Genomic DNA, 20,569 nt, shown 5'->3' with positions numbered 1-20,569 from the left:
ATCAGCTACCCTTCCGAGAAGAAAACAATGCAAACGTCATTTCGACCGTACCCAGCATACTCTCACCACCGCCATAAAATAGACACAAGCCAGCAGTAGCCAGATTAATGGTCCTGCTAGGACGTATGGTGTCAACTCGCCTCCCTCCCGAGTCCAGCGAGTTTCATTTTCAAGCGTATCCCATATGAAATATAATGCACCCAGGATTGCCCAAGCCAGAGGGATCAGTGACATGTAGTAATATATGATATTTTTCGTATACAACTGAAGCGTCAGTTGTTGAAATTTACCCTACATCCGCTTGTTGTTTGAACGGATGAGAATTCCAAGGAGGCTTAGCGTGCTAAGTACTAAGGCATATGTGGCTGGTTCGGGAATCGCGGTCAGGGCCATCGCATTGATAACCGCTGTATCCGCTCCTTTCTCAAGGCCCTGAATAGTAAGAGTGATCTGCCCTGAGCCATTGGTCGCAATGTTGTTAAAACCGTAGACAGACGGTAGGCTATTCGGGTCGACAGAAATCGTTTGCTCGCTTAGTAGGCCTAATTGAATGATATAGTCTTTTACGTTATAATCGTATGCATTGCTCCATGACTGAAATTCAAGGTTATAGAGCAACCCATCATTCAAATTGTTAAAACGAAAGGTAACCGTTGTTTCTGAGTGAGCGTCCAGAATTTTCGCTCCGACTACGGCATCACTTTGAGCACTGCTAGGGATAGCCCCAGTCGCAGTAAAGCTGGCGCTGGGATCCACCAGTATGGTAGAACTGCTAATACCAACTTGCGATGTCGCAGGTAATAGTAGGCTTAAGGAAACACCCGTTGATGCCCCGTCGGCGTACCGCACGAGATTTGTAGCTGTTGGGATCGGATCTGCATTTACGCCGAAACCCAAGCTTGGTCCAGTGATATTGTTCCATGCTCCACTTGGGTCTTCCGCTGGCCCTGTTGTCGTGTCCAGCTTAGAAAAATCTATAGCAAGGGTATCATTGATAGCAAAAACCGCCTCACAAATGCAGGGAAGCAGAGGCAGGGATAGAAAGACGAGACAGACGGGGCGAATTAATGTTAAGCGCATAGGAATATATAGTAGAGTTTATTATTTTGCTAGCATACGCGCACACAATAAGCGCGCAAACATTCGTGCCGGCAAGCCCAAAAAGCTAACTTCGCTAGCATGAAGGACAAAAAGAATACCACGATTGGCGTAAGAGTGGATGACGACGTCTTAAAAATAATAAAAAAACTCGCCAAGGAGGATGAACGTCCAACAGCTGCAATGGCTCGAAAGCTACTCATGGAAGGGCTCAAGGCCAGAGGCCTCATTGAATAGGCGATCTGAACCTTTGCGAGGCAAGATCCTACTAGGCGATCATTTAACTATGGACTTCAAAGCCGATATTTTGCCCTGGATCAATGATCTGGCGATTCCCATATCGATACTAACTGCGACCGGCACCTACTATTTTCGCACCCGAGCAGAAGAGAAGCGAATGGCTAAGCGCGTTCTGTTTTACCTCTTGGAACTACGGTATTCTCTACGAATTTCAAACACACCGATTCCTCAGAGCTTTTTGGATGAGTTTCTGCAAATTTTTAAGGATTCATTTCGAGAGCACGGGATTGAGAGCGATGAAGAGTTTGATCAGGCTTTCCAAAAAATTAGCGGACTGATAAACCAAATGCTAAGCAGCATATTTCGGCAGTTCGGGATGCTTCCAGAGGCATTTCAGTCATCTTTCTATAGCGCGCTGGATCAGTTATCGGAACGAGATCCCGTTGCTGCCTATAAGCTTAGTGGCTCCACGAACATTAAAATTCTCATCAGCTCGCTGGAAAGCTACCAGAGGGAAGCGGAGTCCATATTCGAAGAACTGATGTTCCATCCAGCTATACAGGAGTACAAAGTAGAAGCCCATCAAGGAAATGTCGTTCAGCAGCTTGATGAATTGGATGACACCATACGCTGGTTGGCATGGCGCTGTAGCGCACGGACTCGCTGGCATGTGCGCAAATCTCTTCAAAAGCCGAATTTGAAAATTAACGATGCCGATCGCAAGCAGATCAAAAATCAAATCAAGTTAGTTATGCCGAAGATCATTAAAATCGCAATGGATATTGGAGGTCAGGAGTCCGGCGACAAAGATGTAGTATACAAAGAACAATGATCTAACCAAAATTAATTGAATTTAGCAGTCGAACATCCCATGATGCTTGAATGGACTCAGATCCCTACTTCCCCATTGAAGAATGGGCCAAAACACCGACTTGGAACACATTCCACCCCATCGACCTTGATCGCTTCGACTATGCCATAGGCGAGGTTTACGACGCACTTGGATTGGCCATCGATTTAGAGGAAGTTCGTTCCAGGATTGATCAGCATGCCAGTGAACCGATCTGGCCGATTAGTCCCAATGAGCGGGAAACCACGATTACGACTTACGTTGATCGTGCGGAGGGTCTCATACACAATTATTCAGATTCTACCCGATAGAATGGATGCCATAAACCGATCAGACCATTCGTTCTTCTGCGACGAAACAGGAAATAGCGGAAGAAATTTCATCGATCCGCAACAACCCATTTTCGTTTATGGCGGGTGGCTCGTAAAACACGAAGATCGCCCATCCTTAATGAGGGCGATCGAGGATTTTGAGCGTGATAATGGCTTTGATTCCGGCAAGGAAGTGAAGGGAGCTCAACTCATCAAATCTCAAAGAGGCCGCCAATACATAGCATCCTTGATACAACTCATGGCGCAGAAAGCCATTCCCTATTTTTACTTAGCCGAAAAGCGTTTTGCCGTATGTGCAAAGATCGTCGAATCATTCTACGACCCTGCCTATAACGCCAACATTGAAAATTCTGAGCTGCTTGATCCCGACGCACGCCAAAGCTGGGCGCAGAAATTTTATGAAGGTCCAGACCAGCTAATCGAGGAATTCGCAAAAGCCTATCAGGATGGCGAGGCCGGTGCCATCACGGCGAACTACCAGGCGTGGATCGAATACTTCAGGCAAACTAACGACGAAGAAAGCTTACGTCGCCTGGAAGGGATTGAATCCACCATCGGAGAGGATGTGGGCTCAGAATCCGCAGCGATCAACGAACAAATCACCGGTTGGAGCAGTTTAAATATGCCCTTATTCGTAGGAATGTTCCAAGACATTGAAAATCATTTTCCAGTATCGATTGACCTTGTGCATGACTCAATCAAGGAGTTTTCCCAATGCTTTGAAAAAGTCTTTGGTTTATACAAAAATGCTAAGCCAGGGGCTATTCTATTTAAGGACGGCAGGAGAATAAATTATGGCTTGGAAAACATCACATCCCTCACTTTTGCCTCTTCAGAAATTCAACCACTGATCCGGGGGGCAGATTGCATGATTGCCGCAGTGCGTGAGTATACGAAACGCGCCTTTAAGGGAGAGTCCATTGATGAATACTTAACTCGTGCAGCGCATCCCGCGATCGGCGGCTGGGTGTGTGAAATGTTGACGGGCATGCATCCGACTCTCGGTGGCACTCCGAAAACCGGAACCATGATGTCTTCAGGTCAATTCAGCGTGGCGGTGTTCACACGAATGATGGAAACCATGAAGGGGGATGCCGATAGGCAGTAATCAAACATGCAGACTATACGTTTATTCATGTGGGGCTATCAACGTACCTTTCAGATTTCAGTCAAGAATGCCGCTGCTAATCTGTTTAAAGAACTCAGTCCCGACTTTGAAACCGAGGTTTTCTTGCTGGGATTACGCCGCGAAGAGGAGGAGAATTCGCACCCAGTCTGCCTCGAACCTGAAAACTGTGGATTTAAGCCCGAGGACTTTTCCGGAGTCAGAGAAGATGCTGAGCACCGGTATGCCTTGGCCCCTGAGCGGGATATCATCACGACAGTTCAATCGCACTATGACTCCATCCAGCGAAGGGTGCGGGCACATGCGATGCACGACGCGGTATCATCCGTTCTCAATGGCTGGAGAAATCAACGCCCAGGAACCTACCATTTCTCAGGCTTATTGCCTGTGCTGAATTATGATGTTGGAGTCGTCCTCTATGTTCATGACCCGAAAGGACATGGCGCTTTAAACCTTGCCAAAGTGCATGCGGAAAGACGCTACGGTCCGTCCAAGTCATTTCTAGATGCGGTAATCGCCGAATTTCTTACGGATTGTCGTAGGTCTCTGTATAAACCTGAGCCCGAGTTCATTGCTATCTTTAGTGAACGCTCACCAGCAGAGACCTTGCGAGCGGCTGGGGCCAGACTGATGGACACGCCCATTTGGGCGGTAAAGAAAATTGAAGGCCTGTACGGCCTTTTCCGGTCGTGTAATGTCATCGCTTCACTCACCTATGAGAAGGCGGCAATTTCGGGAGGGATGCTTATCGTCAATCGAAACCATCCCAATATTGAGTTTGCATTGACCCTCTTGGAGCCCGTACCGCTAACTTCATATCGCCAAGTTCGCAAGTTGCTGGAAATGGTTGGGCACGCAGAACGTCTTATTTGTGACGGGCGTGCTATATTGGGCTTTGGCCACGTTCGGGGAAAATATGATCAGACCAGCGCAGATCTCTTTGAGGTGCGGTTTTATGGACATTATTTATGGGAACTGCGCCACGATGGGCACGCATTAATGCGAGTCCGGTATGGTACTCCTGAATTGCCCCTGACACCAATTGACCTGATCAAGCTTGCTGATGACATTCGCAGGATTTTCCCTGACATTGCCACTAAGGATGTAGACCGGCTTGTCGGTCTTTCTCAAGCAGCCTACGCCCAGAAAAAGGGAACACTATTGATTGTTATTCAGGACGCAGAATCCGAGGCAAAGCGTTTGGCCAACCAAGCCACGCCGATTGAGCCGATATCGCTGACAACTGATCTGGTTGGTCGTTTAACTTCAATTGATGGGGCGCTATTGATCGACCCCACGGGCATTTGCTATGCAATTGGTGTCATTTTAGACGGTATGGCTACGCAATTGGGCGATCCGGGCCGAGGAGCCCGTTACAATTCAAGCGTTCGCTACATCGCCGATAAAAATGAATGCATGGCAATCATAGTTTCTGAAGATGGGAACGCCGAATGGATACCCAACCTGAAGCCGCAACTGAAGCGCAGCGAGCTTGAGAATGCAGAGAAGGAAGTAAATGCGGTGTTAAGTCTTTCCGCATTGGACGACGACCGGGCGTGCGCAATTCTTGAATGGCTGAGGAAACACCAATTCTACCTCTCCGACTCGCTATGCGAAATGGCAAATCAGCTCTTTGCCCGCCACACAAAATACCGCGATGAAAACGGCCTGATTTATGTTTCATACCCATGCTTTGAGCCGCATCCTGACATGAATGATGAATATTTAATCTGAAGGTTGCTTGGGTAAATGGTAAATACCATTTTTCGCTGAGGATATAGGATATCTCTTCATGCGCCCTGCAAACACATGGGCAGGCAATTACGGCGACCCGAACTTTGGCTTCTCCGGGGATTCGGGCAATTTACTCTGCTCACGTTTTTCCTTCAAATACGCGTTATACATCTCTGTTTGCAACAGCACCGGATCGATGCTTGAGTCCCATGTTAGTTGAATAAAGCGTCTCATATCCTGCTTCTCCACCCATTCAGCAAAGGCCTTTCGTTCATCATCGGGTATGTCATCCCCATTTGACTCGGTGGTTTTGGGTTCGTGAATTCCAAGCGTGGGCGGCGTTGAATTACCCCCCGTCAACTCTTCCGGTTGCTCGACAGGACTTTCCGGTTCTCGACCTGGCTGGCTTGGCTTTACCATCGCCTTGCGCTCTTTTTGATACCACATTATCATGTAGCGCAAGCGTCTTTCGACATCTTCTCCAAACATCACATCGATCCGTAAATCCATTTGTTGAATCCAGGCTTGAAATCCTTCCAATTCTTCGTCGGACATTTCGCTCTCGTCTGGCTCTTCGCTGTGGTGAACGCGCCAGACTTTAACCTGAGGAGCTCGGTAGAGTTCGAAAACTAAGCCTGCAACGGATACGCTCATCAATTTCTCGGGTGAGATGGCTGTCTTGGCTTCATCTGGGTCCTCCTGCGGGAACGCTTCGGGCTCGTCGGCGTCACCCTCACCCAATTCAGATTCTGGCTCGTGCCCGGAGGCTTCGAGGTTGGTTGAAGCATATTCATTGGCTTCATCTTTATTTGCGTGTTCATCCAGCTTGCTTTGGCGTGGCATGAATGGCCCTACTGGGGCCAAGACTTCCTCCGAAGTGCTCAACTTCTCATGCGGAACAATGACATCCTCCAAATCAGTGCTCTGTTCTCCAGAAGCAGATGTTGCCCCTCCACCGACCTGGGATGCTTGGCCTGCTTTTGACTTCTCCCGCTTCTCGCAGGCCGCTTGCTTGAGGTATGTCCTTTGCCTTTTGGGTCTCTCTTTGAACATATCCTGATCCTCCTTCCGCCGCGCCTCAACCTCGAGTCGACGAAGACGTCCAGTTTCAAGCCAGCGAGGAATATCGTCTGCGACCGGTATTAGCTCTGGTGCCGGGCGGTCTAAGAATTGTTTCAATTGCTGACTCGGATGCGATCCCGGCACCGGGAATGTGGGACCGAAAGCTTTGCGTAATTGCCCACAAAACTTGGGCCGATTGTCCAAGGTTGGATCGGATGTACACACTTCAAGAATCGATAATGCCTCAGCCGCCAAGCTCATTAGTCGAACTTCCGACTCTGCACTCCAGCCATCCACTTTCTGCCGCAAGAACTCTTTGGTGATCGTGGTCAACTCGTAGGCCCAATAGGCCAATTCAGGCGTATGGTAGTCCTCCGCCATTGGCATGCAATAGAGCCCGGCATAAACTGCAAGCGAGATTAGGTCTCGCCGGCGGGTGTCCCCAAGCCCATTGGGCATTGGATAGGCCTTGCCTTTTTCGTTAGCGCGCAAAAAGAGTATCTCAACATGAAGACGGATCTTGTCCGTATGGAAAGCGAACTGCCTTGGCACGTCTCCGCATCGTTCGACAAAAAACTCATCAACCATTTTGAGCCAAAGCCCAATGAATTCATTTCGCTGATCTGGTTGAAGTACCATGAGCAAAGCCTGGACGATGTCAGGCGGAGAAACCGTCAACCGATAAGCCGTGAATTTCCGGTTTCGACGGCCAACGGCCAATTGATTGAGCTCCAGGAAGTGATCACGATCGCGAGCGCCGCCCCGGAATTCGTTAATGGTGGGCATATCCAGCAGCGTCATCCGCTCCGACCAGGGGTCGAGGAATTCGGCGTCACGGATGTGACGTTTCGACTTTTGAATCAAATGTTTCGAAAGGTGTGCGACCTCTCCGACCTCGACTGGTTCTAAAACTGGAAGCGACATATCTTATTCTATAGTTAAAAAAGGCGATAGCGACATTAGTTTTTCCAAAAATCGCACATTATTATGGTGACGCCGTTTAGAACTATTGTCTGCTCCCTGAACAGTAAGAACCCGATGGCATACCCGAGGTCCCCGAGGCCTGGAAGGCGCTGTGTTGGCACGACGCCGTGGATGGGATCACTCGGGCCGTGTATCCGGCGCTAGAAATTCTGGTGCCTGGATACACGAATCTATTTGGCTGCGCTTTTCTTTTGGCTACAAGCAGTCGCTGATCCGCCATCAACCGATCAGCGCCGATGGTCAGGAAACCATCAAAAATCCTCCAATTTTAGTCGAAAATTGGAGGCGAGTATAGAAATTTGTGTTTCTCGGATGTAACCGAGAACATCTACAAATTTCACTCGGTCCTTACTTCGTGCGGACGTTTAAGAATGAGCAAAGTAGTGGATCTGCTTTGCGAGTGCGCCCATAAAGAAGATCGAAAGTAGCGCACAAGTGCGCTCGATGAATCTTCAGCGCGTGAAGCAAGTAATTCGCAAGTTACTTCAATGTTACTTGCCTATACCATGTAGAAGTCGCCGTGCAATTCGGAGCGCCACAAGGTAGAAACAGACGACTGTGCCTCGTAACGAGCCACAGTTGCTGATAAGCACCATGGTTCGGCCAACCATGAACGCGACAAGAAGCCGCCAGAATTGCCTCAAGTAAACATCAACTACCCAAGCCTTAAGCTACATGCTGGATGAACGTATCTTGACAGTGAACCCACCTCATGGGCCCAAACCACTATCTGGCGACATCCCAGCGACGACATAACGCCGCGAAGTTCTGACCGGCGATTCGCGGGCTCAGTCCAAACCAGCAGACGGTTCGTGTCCAACAGTCCCGCGCCGGAAGTCACCGCCAATCAATTCAGAAAAAAAGTCATTATTTTCTTTTTTTATCTTCAAATAGTTCCACTAGAATCCTTGTGGACAATAATAATGATACTCAAAAACCTTCGAACTCGGTTTCAGCCGAACGAAACGACAATAACGCGACTGGGCCTCAACAGGCACAGTCTTTAGCTGGCGCTGATCGGCTAGCCAACGTGACCAGGCAAACGGCAGGTGGGCAGGCGTCAACTCCCGCTCAAGCCGTTCAGCATACGGCTGCCACTCAGTCAAAGCCGGTTCAGCCAACAACGGAGAATCAGGCCGGGCAAGGTGCTTCCCAGAGACTTGCAGAAAGAAAACCGGACGCGGCGAGGACTGAACACGAGACGTCAAGACCCAGTGGCGTTCCCCAGTCTTCGCCGGGAGTCAAGGCCGCACCTGACTCCCAGGCGTCGTCCAATGATCAGCAACAGCGCGCTGCGCAAAGTCAGAGGGTGGAAGCAGGGACGACTGAACCAACCAAGTCCCAGCAGACCGTAGCCTCCAATACGTCTCAGCAAGAGAAGACTTCTGCTACCAGCAAGCCCCCTGTGCCGGGTCAAAAGGACTTACCATCGGAGGCCAAAGCCTCTGAAGCAACGACCACAGCTACCTCGGTATCCACGCCGAAAAAGAGCACAGGTGAATTTGAGGAGCCCAACTCCAGTCAGAATAACATAAACAAATATACACATATCGAAGGTGGTCATTCATCTGAATATCAGAAGGCTCAAGCATCTGCTGCTAAAGAGGCTGGTCCTGAACAACAGCGCCCAGCTACGTCTTCCGACGTCGACAAAAGGCCTGACTCCACGAAATCGAAGCAGACTCAGTCCCTCTGTCAGCTCCCTGGACCACCTGATCGCCAGAAGGCCCTCCCCGACGACGAATTGCCCCACTATGCCCTCTGGAAGAGCCAACTCGCGAAAGCAGCGAAAGATTTAGCCCGTAGCGCCTTCTTCTTGGTTGGCAAAGATCCCGAATGCAGCCCTGATGAAATGGTTTATTTGACTGCGGTCATCTTCGAAGACATCTGCAAATACAACCGCAGCTGGATGAATAACCACTGTAAACGATTCACGACCACTCCCAACCCCAACAAGAATCCAACGAAAAAGGGCGGGATTAAGAAGGTCCGAAAAGTAGCCGATCCTGAAGAGAAATAGTCCAATCTGGTGCTGGATCAAATGGCCTTGTCAGGCAGGAGTGGCGACTTGCCTTCCGCGGAAATTCCATTCAGTGTCACATGCTTTAACGCTCTGGATAACAAGTAGATTGCCATGCCCAGGAAGAAATCATCGAAGAAGCCGACCAAGAAATCAGCCAACAAGAAAAAGGCTGCAGCCATAAGACGCGCCCCTGGAAAAACTCAGATTTCGATCAGCCTGCCAGCTGAGCTTGTCCTGCGCATTGACGTCCTTGCCACCGCGCAAAATCGCAATCGCTCGAATTTTATCGCCACCGAGTTGGAAAAACTGGCCGAATAAGCATAAATCATATTTAAAATCACCCAATTTTAGATTCAATTTGAATCATCTTTTAGGTTATGTCTGATCCCAAATACATGAATGAAGGCTTCGTTAAGAAGCTCCAGCAGTACATTGAAAAGCCGAAGGGGGCCCCTAAGTTGACGCTCGATGACTTGAAAGTGAATGGAGATACGGCTGTCTCAAACTATACTGCTCCACTCAAAAAGATACATAAGGCTTTGATCGAAACCGAGACCGAAGGTGTATTTACCATCAAGGAAGAGGCGCGAAAGGAAATTCGATCAATTGCCGAAAATCACCAGAATAAAGAACCCATCAAATACCTCGCCAAGGAAATGTGGAAAGTGGATATCGCGGCCCTTCCGGTGGAACAGGGTGTTCAAACATTGCCCGATGACGATGAGGACAACCCTCCGGCAGTGCCCGCCGAAATTGAATTGGTCATTTCCACGGGGAGCGAGATCCTACCAGGCATGCCGGCGCTAAGCAAAAATACTTCAATGGAACAGATTACTGGCATGATTCAATCAATCGCCCAAGGCCTGGCGCTTTATAGCCAAAGCAGTCGTCAATATCTTGAAGTATCGCTTTACCTGGGCGCTGCACTAATCCACGCGAAAATTCAATTTTCGTTAATGGACAAAGTGAGCGTCAGGTCTGCCAAAAAGCAATTTACGAATGATTTAGGCCAGGTGCTTGGTAAAGGAGCCTCGGCTTTAAAATCCTTGGAGCAACGCCTCACTCTTCAATACTGCCAATGCATGGCTCAGTATAAAAGCTTGAAGGTCCCTTCCATCAAAGACCGAGTAGCTCTCAGGAAGTTCTACGAACGAACCGTCGGACTCATCCCAGCATGCATTGATCATGCGCTTACATTGAGGGATTCAAGACCACCGAAGTCGCAAGCGACCGTTGATTTCACTTCGCTGCTCAAGCTAGAATCCGATAAAGCGATGATGCGTTTCAACAAGAAAAGCGAAGCGGATAAGCAGCTCTTTATTGATTCGGCGATAAGCCGTATTTCAGCCTTCAGTTCCTTTTTTGATGCAGTGCCGGAAACGATGCTCTCTAAGCATCGTCAGACGTTGGATGAGGAAATCACCAAACTGCAAAGCATCCGTAAAAAGCTTGGCCAATCCTAGGCGACTAGCGCTTGCTGGGCACCTGTAACCATGGCGCTTCCGTCATCAACGATAAATGCACTGACGCAGCATTTTCTCACTGCCACGCGTAAGCAGGCCAATACGGGCTCACTATAGCCTAAGCCATAGGCATAAGTGGCCATTTGGACAACTTCAGACGCTCGAGGCGGCAAAACATATTTGCCCTGCGTGGCTTTGACCTCAACTACGCAAGGACGGCCATTTCCTAACACGCCGCACACATCGACTTGGCCCGCCACAGGCCCGCACTGAACGCTGAGTTCCGAGTTGATATCTTCAAGTCGAAACCCGATTGCCAATAAGGCGTCTGCGATTGTCACGCATGGAAAGTAATATTCAGGAGGTATCCATTTTCCATATTTTAGGAAACGCGATAAATGCTCGTGGAGTTCTTCGCCAATTTGCAAGGAGGGGAGATGGGCCATGGGATAGTTTGCCTTATAATCCAGCAAAATATCAGGCAGGCGCTTGGGCCACTGGGTCCATGGTAGATATTCAGTGGCAAGTGATTTAGAAAATTGGGTAACGTTGATGGGTGTAGATTCTTTTTTCATATTAGGGATACTCTTGTAGCTGATTTATAATGGTAGTACAAGCAAAATAACCCAACAATTACAAGAATAACATTTGGTTTATTTGCTGAAGCTGATCAACATGAACTCGCTTCAGAATTCTTTTTTGCAGTGAGGATTCGCTCCGAAGGCGCATCCATCACGGGTGCCGCAAGTGAGAAAAGAGGACGCTTCGCTTTGGATTCTGCCAAGAAGGACCATGCCTGCGGGGCATGGAAATTAGGTCTCATGTCGGTTTGGTTCCCGCCCTTCGAGACCTCTTAAGGGGATTGGTGTTGGCTTCGTAAGCCAATGACGCGCTGCGTCATCTAAACCCAATAATAAAAGAATAAATGAACCAAAAACACACCCTATCGGGCAAGAACTGCCCAAGACTGCCCAAGAAAATACTGGCTCGCATCAACGGCTTGTATAATCACACCACACTTCCGAGCCAGACCACCAGCTTCGCCGTGGACCTGCCGACGCCTGATGGCAAGCGTTACCGGTGGAATGCGAAATTTCCCGAACTGCCATACCCGCATATCGTTGCGGCGGAAGACTTCGGGAGGAAAATCACCCTGCACATACTCCATCACGAATGCGGCGAGTGCCTGACGCTCGCCTACGCTCAAGGAAAATGGAGTCGGAAATCCTCGACGTCCGCTTCCAGTATTTCTGGCCTGCTCCCCAAGCGTTACCAGCATGATAATAAAAAGTGGTATCACTACCCGGCAACGAAACCTCAAGTTAAAAAGGTTGCTGAAATCCTACATACCGATCCTGAGAACCTGCCCCAGTTGACTGCGTATAATGCGGCCTTGCTTGTCGACACCTACATTCTGATGCCACACCTGGCTCAGATCTACGCGATTGTTGACCTCTGGATTTCCCAGATAAGTGCTACGGTCCATGAACCACTGCTTCCCTTCATGGAAGCCGAATCGGCCTAGCGAAACCATAAAACCCGAATCTGAAAAGCGGAGTCACCCATGTGACTCCGCTTATTTTTTAACCAATATCCATTATGAAAGAAATTAGTCTAAAACCCAATTCGATCAAGAACCGAACACCACTCACCGAACCTACTTCACCCATCACGCTTTCTCATGTGCGCGGAAGCGTATATGTTCTTAGCAAGACATTCCGGGACGAGGTCATTCTCGTCTTTGAAAGTCATGCGCTTGAAAATTTCCTGGAGAAATATCCGGACCTGAAGATCCCCCAGGTCGAAATCATCCAAACAATTTCAGTCGGTGCAGGGGAATTTGATGCAAAGCGGGAGCTTCGCCTCAGCCTGGATGATCGTAGATTCATCACCCTGACTCACTGTGATGAGATATTCATTAGTATCTGGGCAATTTCACCACTAACCTTACAGTGCCATGAGTACCTCGCCACTGAAATCCTGGCTGTACCCAATCGAAGTCCGTATCTCAACATGGCATTAACGGAGCGATTGATCACGAAAATCGTGGAAATAGCCGACGGTGAACAACAAGAACACATCTTGCACATTCTGTGGCGTGATTTTGAGGCGAAGATTAACGCGAGCCGTTTTCCTCTAGTTTTTGGGGACAATGTAATCATCTCTGGGGAGTGGTTTAATTTCTCCGTCCGTCAAATCGTGAACAACCAATTTGTATTTGATCTATGCTAATTCCAAAATTTTATATGCTAAAGTTGTTTCAACCCGATGAGGCAGAAGGAATCACACCAGTCGGCAGCGCTTACGTCATCGATTTTGGCGACTCGGCCTTTGGCTTTTATTCTTGCTCAAATAGGAACGATGCCCTGCTAGCCTTTCGTTCTTATCAATTACGAGAATTCTTAACCAGAGAATCGATCTCAGCTCTCAACGCCATGCCCATAATGACCCGTTGGCTTCCCCCTCATAGTCGGCAATGGGTTTTAATATGGACTTCGGACAGCAAAGGATAAACTAGGCAGCAAGTTCTCTTCGCAGAGAAGAGCTGTCGTGCCTGATCCTCCCGAGTCAGTGCCATCGCAAACCCAACCATCTACGAGAAAATGCTCCGTTTAGGGGTATACCATTACCTGCATCGTTCGCTTAAAGCGAATCCTGGGCCATTCTGGGAGGCTGTTTTTTTCAGAAAGGCCAACCAACTCGGCTTCTGGAGCAGTATACTCGAATTATGACGGGAATGGAATGAGAGCTTGATGCGTGCATCCTTCAGATGTGCACCAAGCATTAAGCGCCAAGGCGTATGAGCATCCCCAACAAGTAATTAAATGCGAACATCCACGGCGGAGCCAGTCTATGGCTCCGCCATTTTTTTAACCCACACACAAACCAATGAAAGAAATTCCATACAAGCCATCCTTCCTGGATTCACACGCCGTCCTTACGACCCCCAACTGTCCGATTGTCCTGACGCGAATCCGCACATACCAATTCACGCTCCACGATAGTATTTCCACTGCCATCATCTTTGCATTCAAGTCAAAAATCCTCGGTGATTATTTCGACTTGCGGCCTAACATTCAGGTTGTCGAAATTCAATTCGTCAAACTCCAGGTCATTGAAGGCGCTGGCGCATCCCACAGGGAATTGCGGCTCAGACTATCGCACCGCGAAAATGTTTTGCTCAATGAGAGGGACGAGATTTTTTTGCTTAATCCATTCACCGGCGATTCATGTAAGAATCAGAAGATGTATACGGCCGAAGACATCTGGGGCATCACAAATCAGGGATATCTAGAGTCGATGAAAATGTCCAACCGCTTTGTCAACGCAATCGAGCAATACAGCGGCGGAATCGATCAAAGCAAAATGCTTCTCCGTTTCTGGACCGACTACCAGACGGCACTCGGCAATCCCAAGAATGATTTTTCGGATGCACCACCATACATGATCCACGGTGAGTTTACCTGTTTTTTAGCCACCCCTCAACCTGATCGGACGGTGCTATTCGACCTGCCATAGTCGGCGGGAATTACCGTCAGTGTCTGCTCCAACGCAACGCCGACATTCCGCCAGCATTTCATTAATTCAGCCGAGTCCCATATCGGGGCTCGGCTTTGCTCTTTATAGCGCCACGACCTCCTTCCACAGGTCGTCAAAAGGCGCCTCAACAACGTACTTTTCAAACCACCAAAGTTAGTTATTCATGAAGTTACTTACTCCAGCCCAAATCGATTTTTCCCAGGCCAAGCTGCTTAGCTCCGCCAAAGCCCCCAGGCGTCTGTTCCGCCTAGGCGGCGACCAATACTTGGTCGTCAGTTACGATGCCACAAACGTCATGCTCGGCGTCGATTCGCCTGATCTAAGCAGCGTCATCGGCGATCTGCGTAGTGACATTGTTGATGTCGAACTGAGCACGATACGTCCTCTATTGTGCCGAGATCACGCGAGAGTCGGCACCCAAGAGATCGAAGTTCGTCTTTATACGAAAAGAGGCGACATCTACGTGATCAACCCATTCGACGGCATCATCGTCCTTGATGAACCTTAAACAAAATTAGGCATATTTCATTGGTATCCCAGTATCCCCCAGCCGAAGAAACCGATTCCTGGGCAATCCTCAGTGGTCGGTTTCGAGGTAACTCGGCGAATTTTGCTTAATCTCGGCTTATTATAGCTTCGCTCGTTGAATTAATTCAAGGCCCCCATGAATTAGCCTCTCTAATACTTAGCGATGGCCGTCCGAATTTACTACTTTTCTCAACGAGAGTTCTCAGTTACACTTTTCATGCACCAGCGTGAAGAAAAGTTAAAAGAAATTGGAGAAATTCTGGCCCGAGGAATTGCTTCAGCGATTACTAGTCAACCGAATTTGCCTGTGAAAGCAAGACGAAAGGCGGTTCGAAAAAACGTAGACGGTGAGGAGGACGTCTTAAGCGTCCTCGCCACCCATGGCGAAGCAACGGCAGCCTGCATCGCCGATGCTATGCTGATTGATGCTTCCACGGTCCGACGGCGTTTGAAGCCTCATTTGGACAATGGCGCCGTAATCAAACGCGGAAGGGGGCCGAGCACCTCTTATCGCCTCGTAGCATGAACCTAAATGCTTACGCCCCCACATAAAGGTAGATATACGTTCCGCTGAGTTTTGATCGAGCAGAATAGTTCCTATACTCTTCTTGTCTTAACGCTTGCAACGGTGAGGCCATGCACCTCACAGAGAGAGCTCCGACCGGTGACATTAATTGACAGTATTCCGGTAGTGGGCTTGCCGATTTAATGTCTCTGCTGGTCACTGAGTCACAACGATACCCCACCCAACATTAACCCATATTCCATGCGAGCCGCGACGGCTCGTTTTTTTGTGTCCGCGCACTGGCATCCGAACGCCAAGCCCTAGTTCATCCCCAACCTATTCCAACAATGCAATTCATCCCTCTCCAAGCTATCAATCTCCAGAACTCCCTGCGGGTGACCTCGGATCAAAGTCCACGCCAAATCCTGCGAATGCAATTGGACAAATACGTCGTGCTCAGCATGGACCCACCCAAAATCTATACGGCATTCATTTCCGAAAAATTCTCCTCGTTGATCAACACCTTCAAATGTGAGGTGCTTGATGTTGAATTTTTATCAACCAGGCACCTCATGAGCATGGCTCCCGAGCGGCTTGAAAATGCGCGTTTTGAAATTCGCCTCTACTTGGCGTCCGGGGACGCCTTCTGCTTTAATTCCAGCGAGGAATCGTTTTCCTTTCGTATGCCGGTTGCACAGAACCCCGTCATCGAAGCGTCCACGAAATCTGTTCAGGATTTCTGGGACATACCCAATCAAAATCCCTACGACCGATTGCTGATTACTGACGACATAGCAGCCTGGATTAAATCGCTCGGCGGTATTCCACGGCAGACCCTCGATCGGATTTGGTATGACTACCAAAATCAGCAAAGAGGCGCGACGTTTTTGAATCCCGGTAAGCCCATTTTGATCAAGACCGCATTCGGCGATGTCATCGCCAAAGAATTCTTGTGCGGAAGGGTCAGTTTTCACTCCGCAAAACATTAGATACCAAATGCGAACAAAAAATCACGAAATATCATATAATACGAATCGAAATGCTGCTTTTGTCTACGTAAGTGTGGCTTGCCGAAAGAAGTTCGCATTGATACACATTTTATAAGAACGAATTTACGAACTAACAACATTCAGACAAAATGAAGAAATCGAAATCCCAACAATCCGATGACAACAGGATCGTCCGTTGCATCGCCTATGCGCGTGTGAGCACGCTGGACCAGATGACCGCCAAGACGACCAGTATTGAATCGCAGTTGAGGATGGCCGAAGGTTTGTGCTCATTTCACGCTCAGGACAATTGGGTCATCACCCAACGAGTGCAAGATGCCGGATTCAGTGGAGGCGACCTCAAACGCCCTGGAATTAAAGAGCTCTTACACTTGATCAAGAGCGAGCAGGTGGACCAGGTAATTGTTAGTCACATCGACCGCTTGACCCGCTCGATCTGTGATTTTTACGACCTCTGGGATACCATGCAGGCGCACAACGTAAACTTAGTATCCTGCTATGAAAACATCGATACCACAACGAGCATCGGTAAGGCCTTTCTCAACATTATCCTAACCTTTGCCCAGTTTGAGCGAGAACTGACTTCGGACCGGCTTAAGGAAAAATTTGCCGGTGAGGCCAAAGATGGCATGAAGCATCCTGGCGTTGCACCATTCGGTTTCGAAAATGACCCGGGTAACCGATCACTAATCCCGATCCCTGAAGAGGCCAAGATCGTCAAAGAAATTTATGAGCTCATCATTGAGCTCAAAAGTCCTGCCCATGTCGCCAAGGAATTGAACAAACGTGGCTACCGCACCAAAGTGCGTGAGCAAATACGCAAAAAGCAGACCGTGCGGATCGGTGGCGTGAAATGGACTGCCGATAAAGTTCAACGACTGCTGATCAAGAATCACTATCGAGGCATCACCACCGATGCCGGCGGCAATGAATACACGGCACGGTGGAAAGGCATCGTGACGGATAAAACTTGGAAACAAGCACAGGAAGCCCTCAGCAGTCGTGACATCAAGATCCACGCGCCCAGGGCCAATAAGCATGAAATGCTCCTTAAAGGAAAACTGGAGTGCGGCCATTGTAATCAGGCGATGTCACCCAAGCCCGGGGGCAAACGTGATAACGAGGGCAATCCGAGAAATTACTACACGTGTCAGCATGTCAACAATTACGGAAAGGATTCTGAGTGCACAGTCCGCAACCTGCCCGGCAAGACCTTTGATGATTTCATTATCACGATCATCAGTGAATTCGGCAAGCATCCTGACATTATCCGCGCCACCCTTGAGGGTTCGCAAAAAGAATTAAAGAAATCAACCCGCCCCCTGAAATCCGAGTTGAAGGAACTCAACAAGCGATATCGGGAGCTCAGCAAAGAAATTAAGGCCGTCACTGACACGGTGAAAAAATCGGGCGCCTCCATTGGCAAGGCGCTGATGGCCGAAGCAGACAAGATCGCCAAGGAAAGAGAAGAGGTCGAGCTTCAGCAAAACATGCTCCAGGTTAAAATCCAGCAACGGGAGGGTTTTGTCGCCGACGAGAACATGATTGCTCAAGCCCTGACAAATTTTTCCGAAGTATTCGGACACCTGAATTTCGACGACCAAACCAAGCTGATGGACCTCTTAATCGAGCGGATTCGAATTACCGCTTTTGATCCCGAAAAAGATAGTTCGCAGTGCGATCCTGAGACTTTCATCACTCAAATACGAACTTCTTGGTATCGAATTGATATCGATTTTTGTATAAAATCCTTATTTAGAGACGTTTACAAAAAGGCCGGTAAAAGTTCGTATTTTCGTCCAAGTGGCGGAGAGGGAGGGATTCGAACCCTCGGTCGCGTTTCCACGACACATCATTTCCAGTGATGCACAATCGGCCACTCTGTCACCTCTCCGTGCGGGCCAAATAAATCAAAAGGGATGTGTATGCTGATCGGTCACCATGCCGTCAAGCCCTGATCGGCAAAAAACTTTATTTCCTGAAAAATTATCGATTTCACGGGCAAGGGCTCCCGATTCGATCCGCGTAGATTTAGGCTCTCAAACGGCCTAACTATCGCTGCTTGCCTTGGCGGGCAGACGAATGCTGTCCATGATTTCTTCGCTAACGCGCTCAATGCCGTGATGGCTGATTTTGGAAGTCGGATAGATTTCCTTGGCCTCCAGGTAGCGGGTCAAAGCGAGGGCAAACTGGTCGCTGTTCTCGGCTTGCTCGGCGCGGTCGATCGCGCCGACAAAGTCTGCCACGCGTGGGGCAAGTTTGGCTTGAGCGCGCGCGAGAACGTGGTCATCCGAGTAAATTTTTTCGGCATCCGCGAGTGTTTCCCAAGCCGCATAGGAGTGCCCCTGCCCGTCCAGCTCCTGTGCGCCGACAATCAGGAAGTCCACGCGGGCAATTTTATCCACGGCTTCCTTCAACTGCTCACGGCGAACGGGGTCATTGATCAGCGCTCCGCTAAACTTGGCACTCTCTTCGTAGATGGCGCGGTAGTCCTGGCGATTGAACATTTCGTCGAACATCATGGAGGCCTGTGTGCCGATGTCGGCCTTGTTCGCCATTTCGCCCATGTAGGATTTGATGGCGGGATTTTGCGGCCAAAGACCGGTGGCGCGCTCGAGCATGGACTCCGCCTTGGCGTAGTCGCCCTGCCCCACGGCTTGGCGGGCGGCCATCAGGGACAAGTTACTCATGCGCTGTACGGATTGCACGCCGGACAGCACCTGCGATGCAGGGAAATCGTAGGCGAGCAGTTTTGCCTGCTCGGTAACGCGCTCGATGCCCTCGTAGTCCTTGTGATCGAGGAGCACCTGAAGCTCACGCGTGATGCGGTAGAGCTCCAGTAATTTGCGCTTCTTCTCGGCAGGGAATTGCAGCACTTCAGGCTGATATTCGCCGAGAAAAAACGTCTCCTGTAAGCGCTCCAAAGCACCGTAAAGCTCATTACTTTCGTAGAGGCTCTCAACGGTCTTCATGCCGGTCTTGACGTCCGACTCCGCCTCGCGGGCCATCAGCTCAACCGTCTCCACCGTGGGGGTGAAGTCCGAAATCGGCACAAAGCCAGCCAACTGCTCACTGCCCACGGTGATGGTCTGGTGCGACCCTTTAAAGGCGTAGCGGTAAAACTGCGCAGCAATCTGGCAATGCTCAAAGCGGCGTGAGAGGAGCAGATTTACCAATTGCGACTGAAACTGTAACTTCGCCACTTGTCCGTTGGCCACCTTCATGGTGTCCATGGCGGCAATCTGGGCTTCGATCGACAAGAGCTTCTGGGCGGTGGTGCTGGTATCGGTGACGCCGTCAAACTCGGCACCGGTGTGGCGACCCTCGGCCTTCATCTTCTGCTTGTATTCAAACTCGCTTTCATCCTGCCTCGAGTAGGACAGCAAGTCACCCTGTGTCGTCTCGCGCTCTTCGTTCATCAATTGGCGCGCACGGGTGATGTTATTGTTTTCGTCGCGAATGCGCCAAATATTATAAACCTGATTGGCAACGGTAAGCGAGATGCCCTGATCCATCTCATAGCGACCTGCCTTGAAGAGCATCTGCCAGGCGGTAAAGACTTCGTTGTTCAGCGTCTCAGTGTCCTTGATGTTATTTTCGCCGACGAGTGAGAGTAGTTGTGCGATCCGCTCGAGAATACCCAGGTAAATCTCTTCGTTTTGCGTCAGGTCTGGTGTGGCAAGATAGCGTTCAAAGCGCGCTCGGGCGACGCGGCTGTTACCAATGTTAAACGTACGCCCTTTCCAGTTGAACGAGCCGTCCTCAAAATTCACGGAATCACTGTCGACGTTGAACACGCGATCGACCATATTCTCCGAGGTCTGGCTTTCAAAAATACTACCGCCAGAACCAAGGTTCATGACGTTGTTTTGGTTGCCGGGAGATTGAGCCCCTGCGCCACTGCCGGTTGCGGCGGATTCGCCTCCACCGCCACCGCCGCCGAAAAAGTTGGGCGATGCGGCACCGGACTGATCATAAGCCTGCCCGAGGGCCAACGATGCGGTGGTCAGGAATGTGATGACTGCGAAAATCGGTTTCATGGCTTGGCTCCTGGAGTAATATACGTTGGCTGAA

Annotated in this window: 19 protein-coding genes, 1 tRNA gene and 1 pseudogene; 15 read left to right on the top strand and 6 right to left on the bottom strand. The window is 49.5% G+C overall.

All coding sequences use genetic code 11. The annotated features are described in order from the left end of the window. Positions 1-291: 291 nt before the first annotated feature. Positions 292-1,080, bottom strand: a complete 789-nt coding sequence (locus O3S85_RS04035) for a PEP-CTERM sorting domain-containing protein (RefSeq protein WP_269538009.1) — start codon at positions 1,078-1,080, stop codon at positions 292-294. Positions 1,081-1,179: 99 nt separating this feature from the next. Between O3S85_RS04035 and O3S85_RS04030 the strand changes: the two genes are divergently transcribed. The 5 genes from O3S85_RS04030 to O3S85_RS04010 are packed head-to-tail and all read left to right on the top strand — an operon-like array spanning position 1,180 to position 5,380. Further along, complete coding sequence (locus O3S85_RS04030; RefSeq protein WP_269538008.1) at positions 1,180-1,335, top strand: hypothetical protein; 156 nt, start codon at positions 1,180-1,182, stop codon at positions 1,333-1,335. 49 nt (positions 1,336-1,384) lie between these two features. Continuing rightward, positions 1,385-2,170 (top strand): hypothetical protein, encoded by a 786-nt coding sequence (locus O3S85_RS04025; protein ID WP_269538007.1) that lies wholly within the window; start codon positions 1,385-1,387, stop codon positions 2,168-2,170. A 50-nt stretch (positions 2,171-2,220) separates the two neighbouring features. Next, a complete protein-coding gene (locus O3S85_RS04020) occupies positions 2,221-2,499 on the top strand; it encodes a hypothetical protein (protein ID WP_269538006.1) in 279 nt (92 codons plus the stop codon). A 1-nt stretch (position 2,500) separates the two neighbouring features. Continuing rightward, complete coding sequence (locus O3S85_RS04015) at positions 2,501-3,628, top strand: DUF3800 domain-containing protein (RefSeq protein ID WP_269538005.1); 1,128 nt, start codon at positions 2,501-2,503, stop codon at positions 3,626-3,628. Positions 3,629-3,655: 27 nt separating this feature from the next. Further along, on the top strand, positions 3,656-5,380 hold the full coding sequence (locus O3S85_RS04010; protein ID WP_269538003.1) for a diadenylate cyclase: 1,725 nt from the start codon (positions 3,656-3,658) through the stop codon (positions 5,378-5,380). An 87-nt stretch (positions 5,381-5,467) separates the two neighbouring features. On the opposite strand, the gene O3S85_RS04005 is transcribed toward O3S85_RS04010, so the two are convergent. Further along, positions 5,468-7,366, bottom strand: a complete 1,899-nt coding sequence (locus tag O3S85_RS04005; protein ID WP_269538002.1) for a hypothetical protein — start codon at positions 7,364-7,366, stop codon at positions 5,468-5,470. A gap of 970 nt (positions 7,367-8,336) precedes the next feature. On the opposite strand from O3S85_RS04005, the gene O3S85_RS04000 reads away from it, so the two are divergent. The 3 genes from O3S85_RS04000 (at position 8,337) to O3S85_RS03990 (ending at position 10,912) form a co-directional block, all read left to right on the top strand. Then, positions 8,337-9,446 carry a hypothetical protein gene (locus tag O3S85_RS04000; protein WP_269538001.1) on the top strand — a complete coding sequence of 370 codons (1,110 nt, stop codon included), beginning with the start codon at positions 8,337-8,339 and terminating at the stop codon, positions 9,444-9,446. Between the two features lie 114 nt (positions 9,447-9,560). Beyond that, positions 9,561-9,767 (top strand): type II toxin-antitoxin system HicB family antitoxin, encoded by a 207-nt coding sequence (locus O3S85_RS03995; protein WP_269537999.1) that lies wholly within the window; start codon positions 9,561-9,563, stop codon positions 9,765-9,767. A gap of 59 nt (positions 9,768-9,826) precedes the next feature. Continuing rightward, positions 9,827-10,912: a hypothetical protein gene (locus tag O3S85_RS03990; RefSeq protein ID WP_269537998.1), complete on the top strand. Its 1,086-nt coding sequence runs from the start codon at positions 9,827-9,829 to the stop codon at positions 10,910-10,912. On the opposite strand, the gene O3S85_RS03985 is transcribed toward O3S85_RS03990, so the two are convergent. Beyond that, positions 10,909-11,487 (bottom strand): hypothetical protein, encoded by a 579-nt coding sequence (locus tag O3S85_RS03985; protein ID WP_269537997.1) that lies wholly within the window; start codon positions 11,485-11,487, stop codon positions 10,909-10,911. The genes O3S85_RS03990 and O3S85_RS03985 overlap by 4 nt on opposite strands. A gap of 350 nt (positions 11,488-11,837) precedes the next feature. Between O3S85_RS03985 and O3S85_RS03980 the strand changes: the two genes are divergently transcribed. The 7 genes and pseudogenes from O3S85_RS03980 to O3S85_RS21240 all read left to right on the top strand — a co-directional run. After that, positions 11,838-12,437, top strand: coding sequence for a hypothetical protein (locus O3S85_RS03980; RefSeq protein WP_269537996.1), 600 nt, complete (start codon positions 11,838-11,840; stop codon positions 12,435-12,437). 74 nt (positions 12,438-12,511) lie between these two features. Then, positions 12,512-13,144 carry a hypothetical protein gene (locus tag O3S85_RS03975; protein ID WP_269537995.1) on the top strand — a complete coding sequence of 211 codons (633 nt, stop codon included), beginning with the start codon at positions 12,512-12,514 and terminating at the stop codon, positions 13,142-13,144. Between the two features lie 657 nt (positions 13,145-13,801). Next, a complete protein-coding gene (locus tag O3S85_RS03970) occupies positions 13,802-14,431 on the top strand; it encodes a hypothetical protein (RefSeq protein WP_269537994.1) in 630 nt (209 codons plus the stop codon). Between the two features lie 184 nt (positions 14,432-14,615). Then, positions 14,616-14,960 carry a hypothetical protein gene (locus tag O3S85_RS03965; RefSeq protein WP_269537993.1) on the top strand — a complete coding sequence of 115 codons (345 nt, stop codon included), beginning with the start codon at positions 14,616-14,618 and terminating at the stop codon, positions 14,958-14,960. A gap of 237 nt (positions 14,961-15,197) precedes the next feature. After that, positions 15,198-15,506, top strand: a complete 309-nt coding sequence (locus O3S85_RS03960) for a dimerization/docking domain-containing protein (RefSeq protein WP_269537992.1) — start codon at positions 15,198-15,200, stop codon at positions 15,504-15,506. Positions 15,507-15,946: 440 nt separating this feature from the next. Continuing rightward, positions 15,947-16,474: a hypothetical protein gene (locus tag O3S85_RS03955; protein WP_269537991.1), complete on the top strand. Its 528-nt coding sequence runs from the start codon at positions 15,947-15,949 to the stop codon at positions 16,472-16,474. A gap of 149 nt (positions 16,475-16,623) precedes the next feature. Continuing rightward, positions 16,624-17,670, top strand: a pseudogene (locus O3S85_RS21240) (recombinase family protein); the annotation flags it as partial. A gap of 135 nt (positions 17,671-17,805) precedes the next feature. Here the strand turns inward: O3S85_RS21240 and O3S85_RS03945 are convergent. The 3 genes from O3S85_RS03945 to O3S85_RS03935 form a co-directional block, all read right to left on the bottom strand. Next, on the bottom strand, positions 17,806-18,081 hold the full coding sequence (locus O3S85_RS03945) for a hypothetical protein (RefSeq protein ID WP_269537989.1): 276 nt from the start codon (positions 18,079-18,081) through the stop codon (positions 17,806-17,808). Positions 18,082-18,299: 218 nt separating this feature from the next. Further along, a tRNA-Ser gene (locus tag O3S85_RS03940) sits at positions 18,300-18,389 on the bottom strand. Positions 18,390-18,543: 154 nt separating this feature from the next. Beyond that, on the bottom strand, positions 18,544-20,535 hold the full coding sequence (locus tag O3S85_RS03935; RefSeq protein ID WP_269537988.1) for a hypothetical protein: 1,992 nt from the start codon (positions 20,533-20,535) through the stop codon (positions 18,544-18,546). Between the last annotated feature and the right edge of the window lie 34 nt (positions 20,536-20,569).

The organism is Cerasicoccus sp. TK19100 (genome assembly GCF_027257155.1).
Taxonomy (GTDB): domain Bacteria; phylum Verrucomicrobiota; class Verrucomicrobiia; order Opitutales; family Cerasicoccaceae; genus Cerasicoccus; species Cerasicoccus fimbriatus.
The sequence above is the reverse complement of the archived record's forward strand: the minus strand, read 5'-3'. Positions and strand labels throughout refer to the sequence as shown.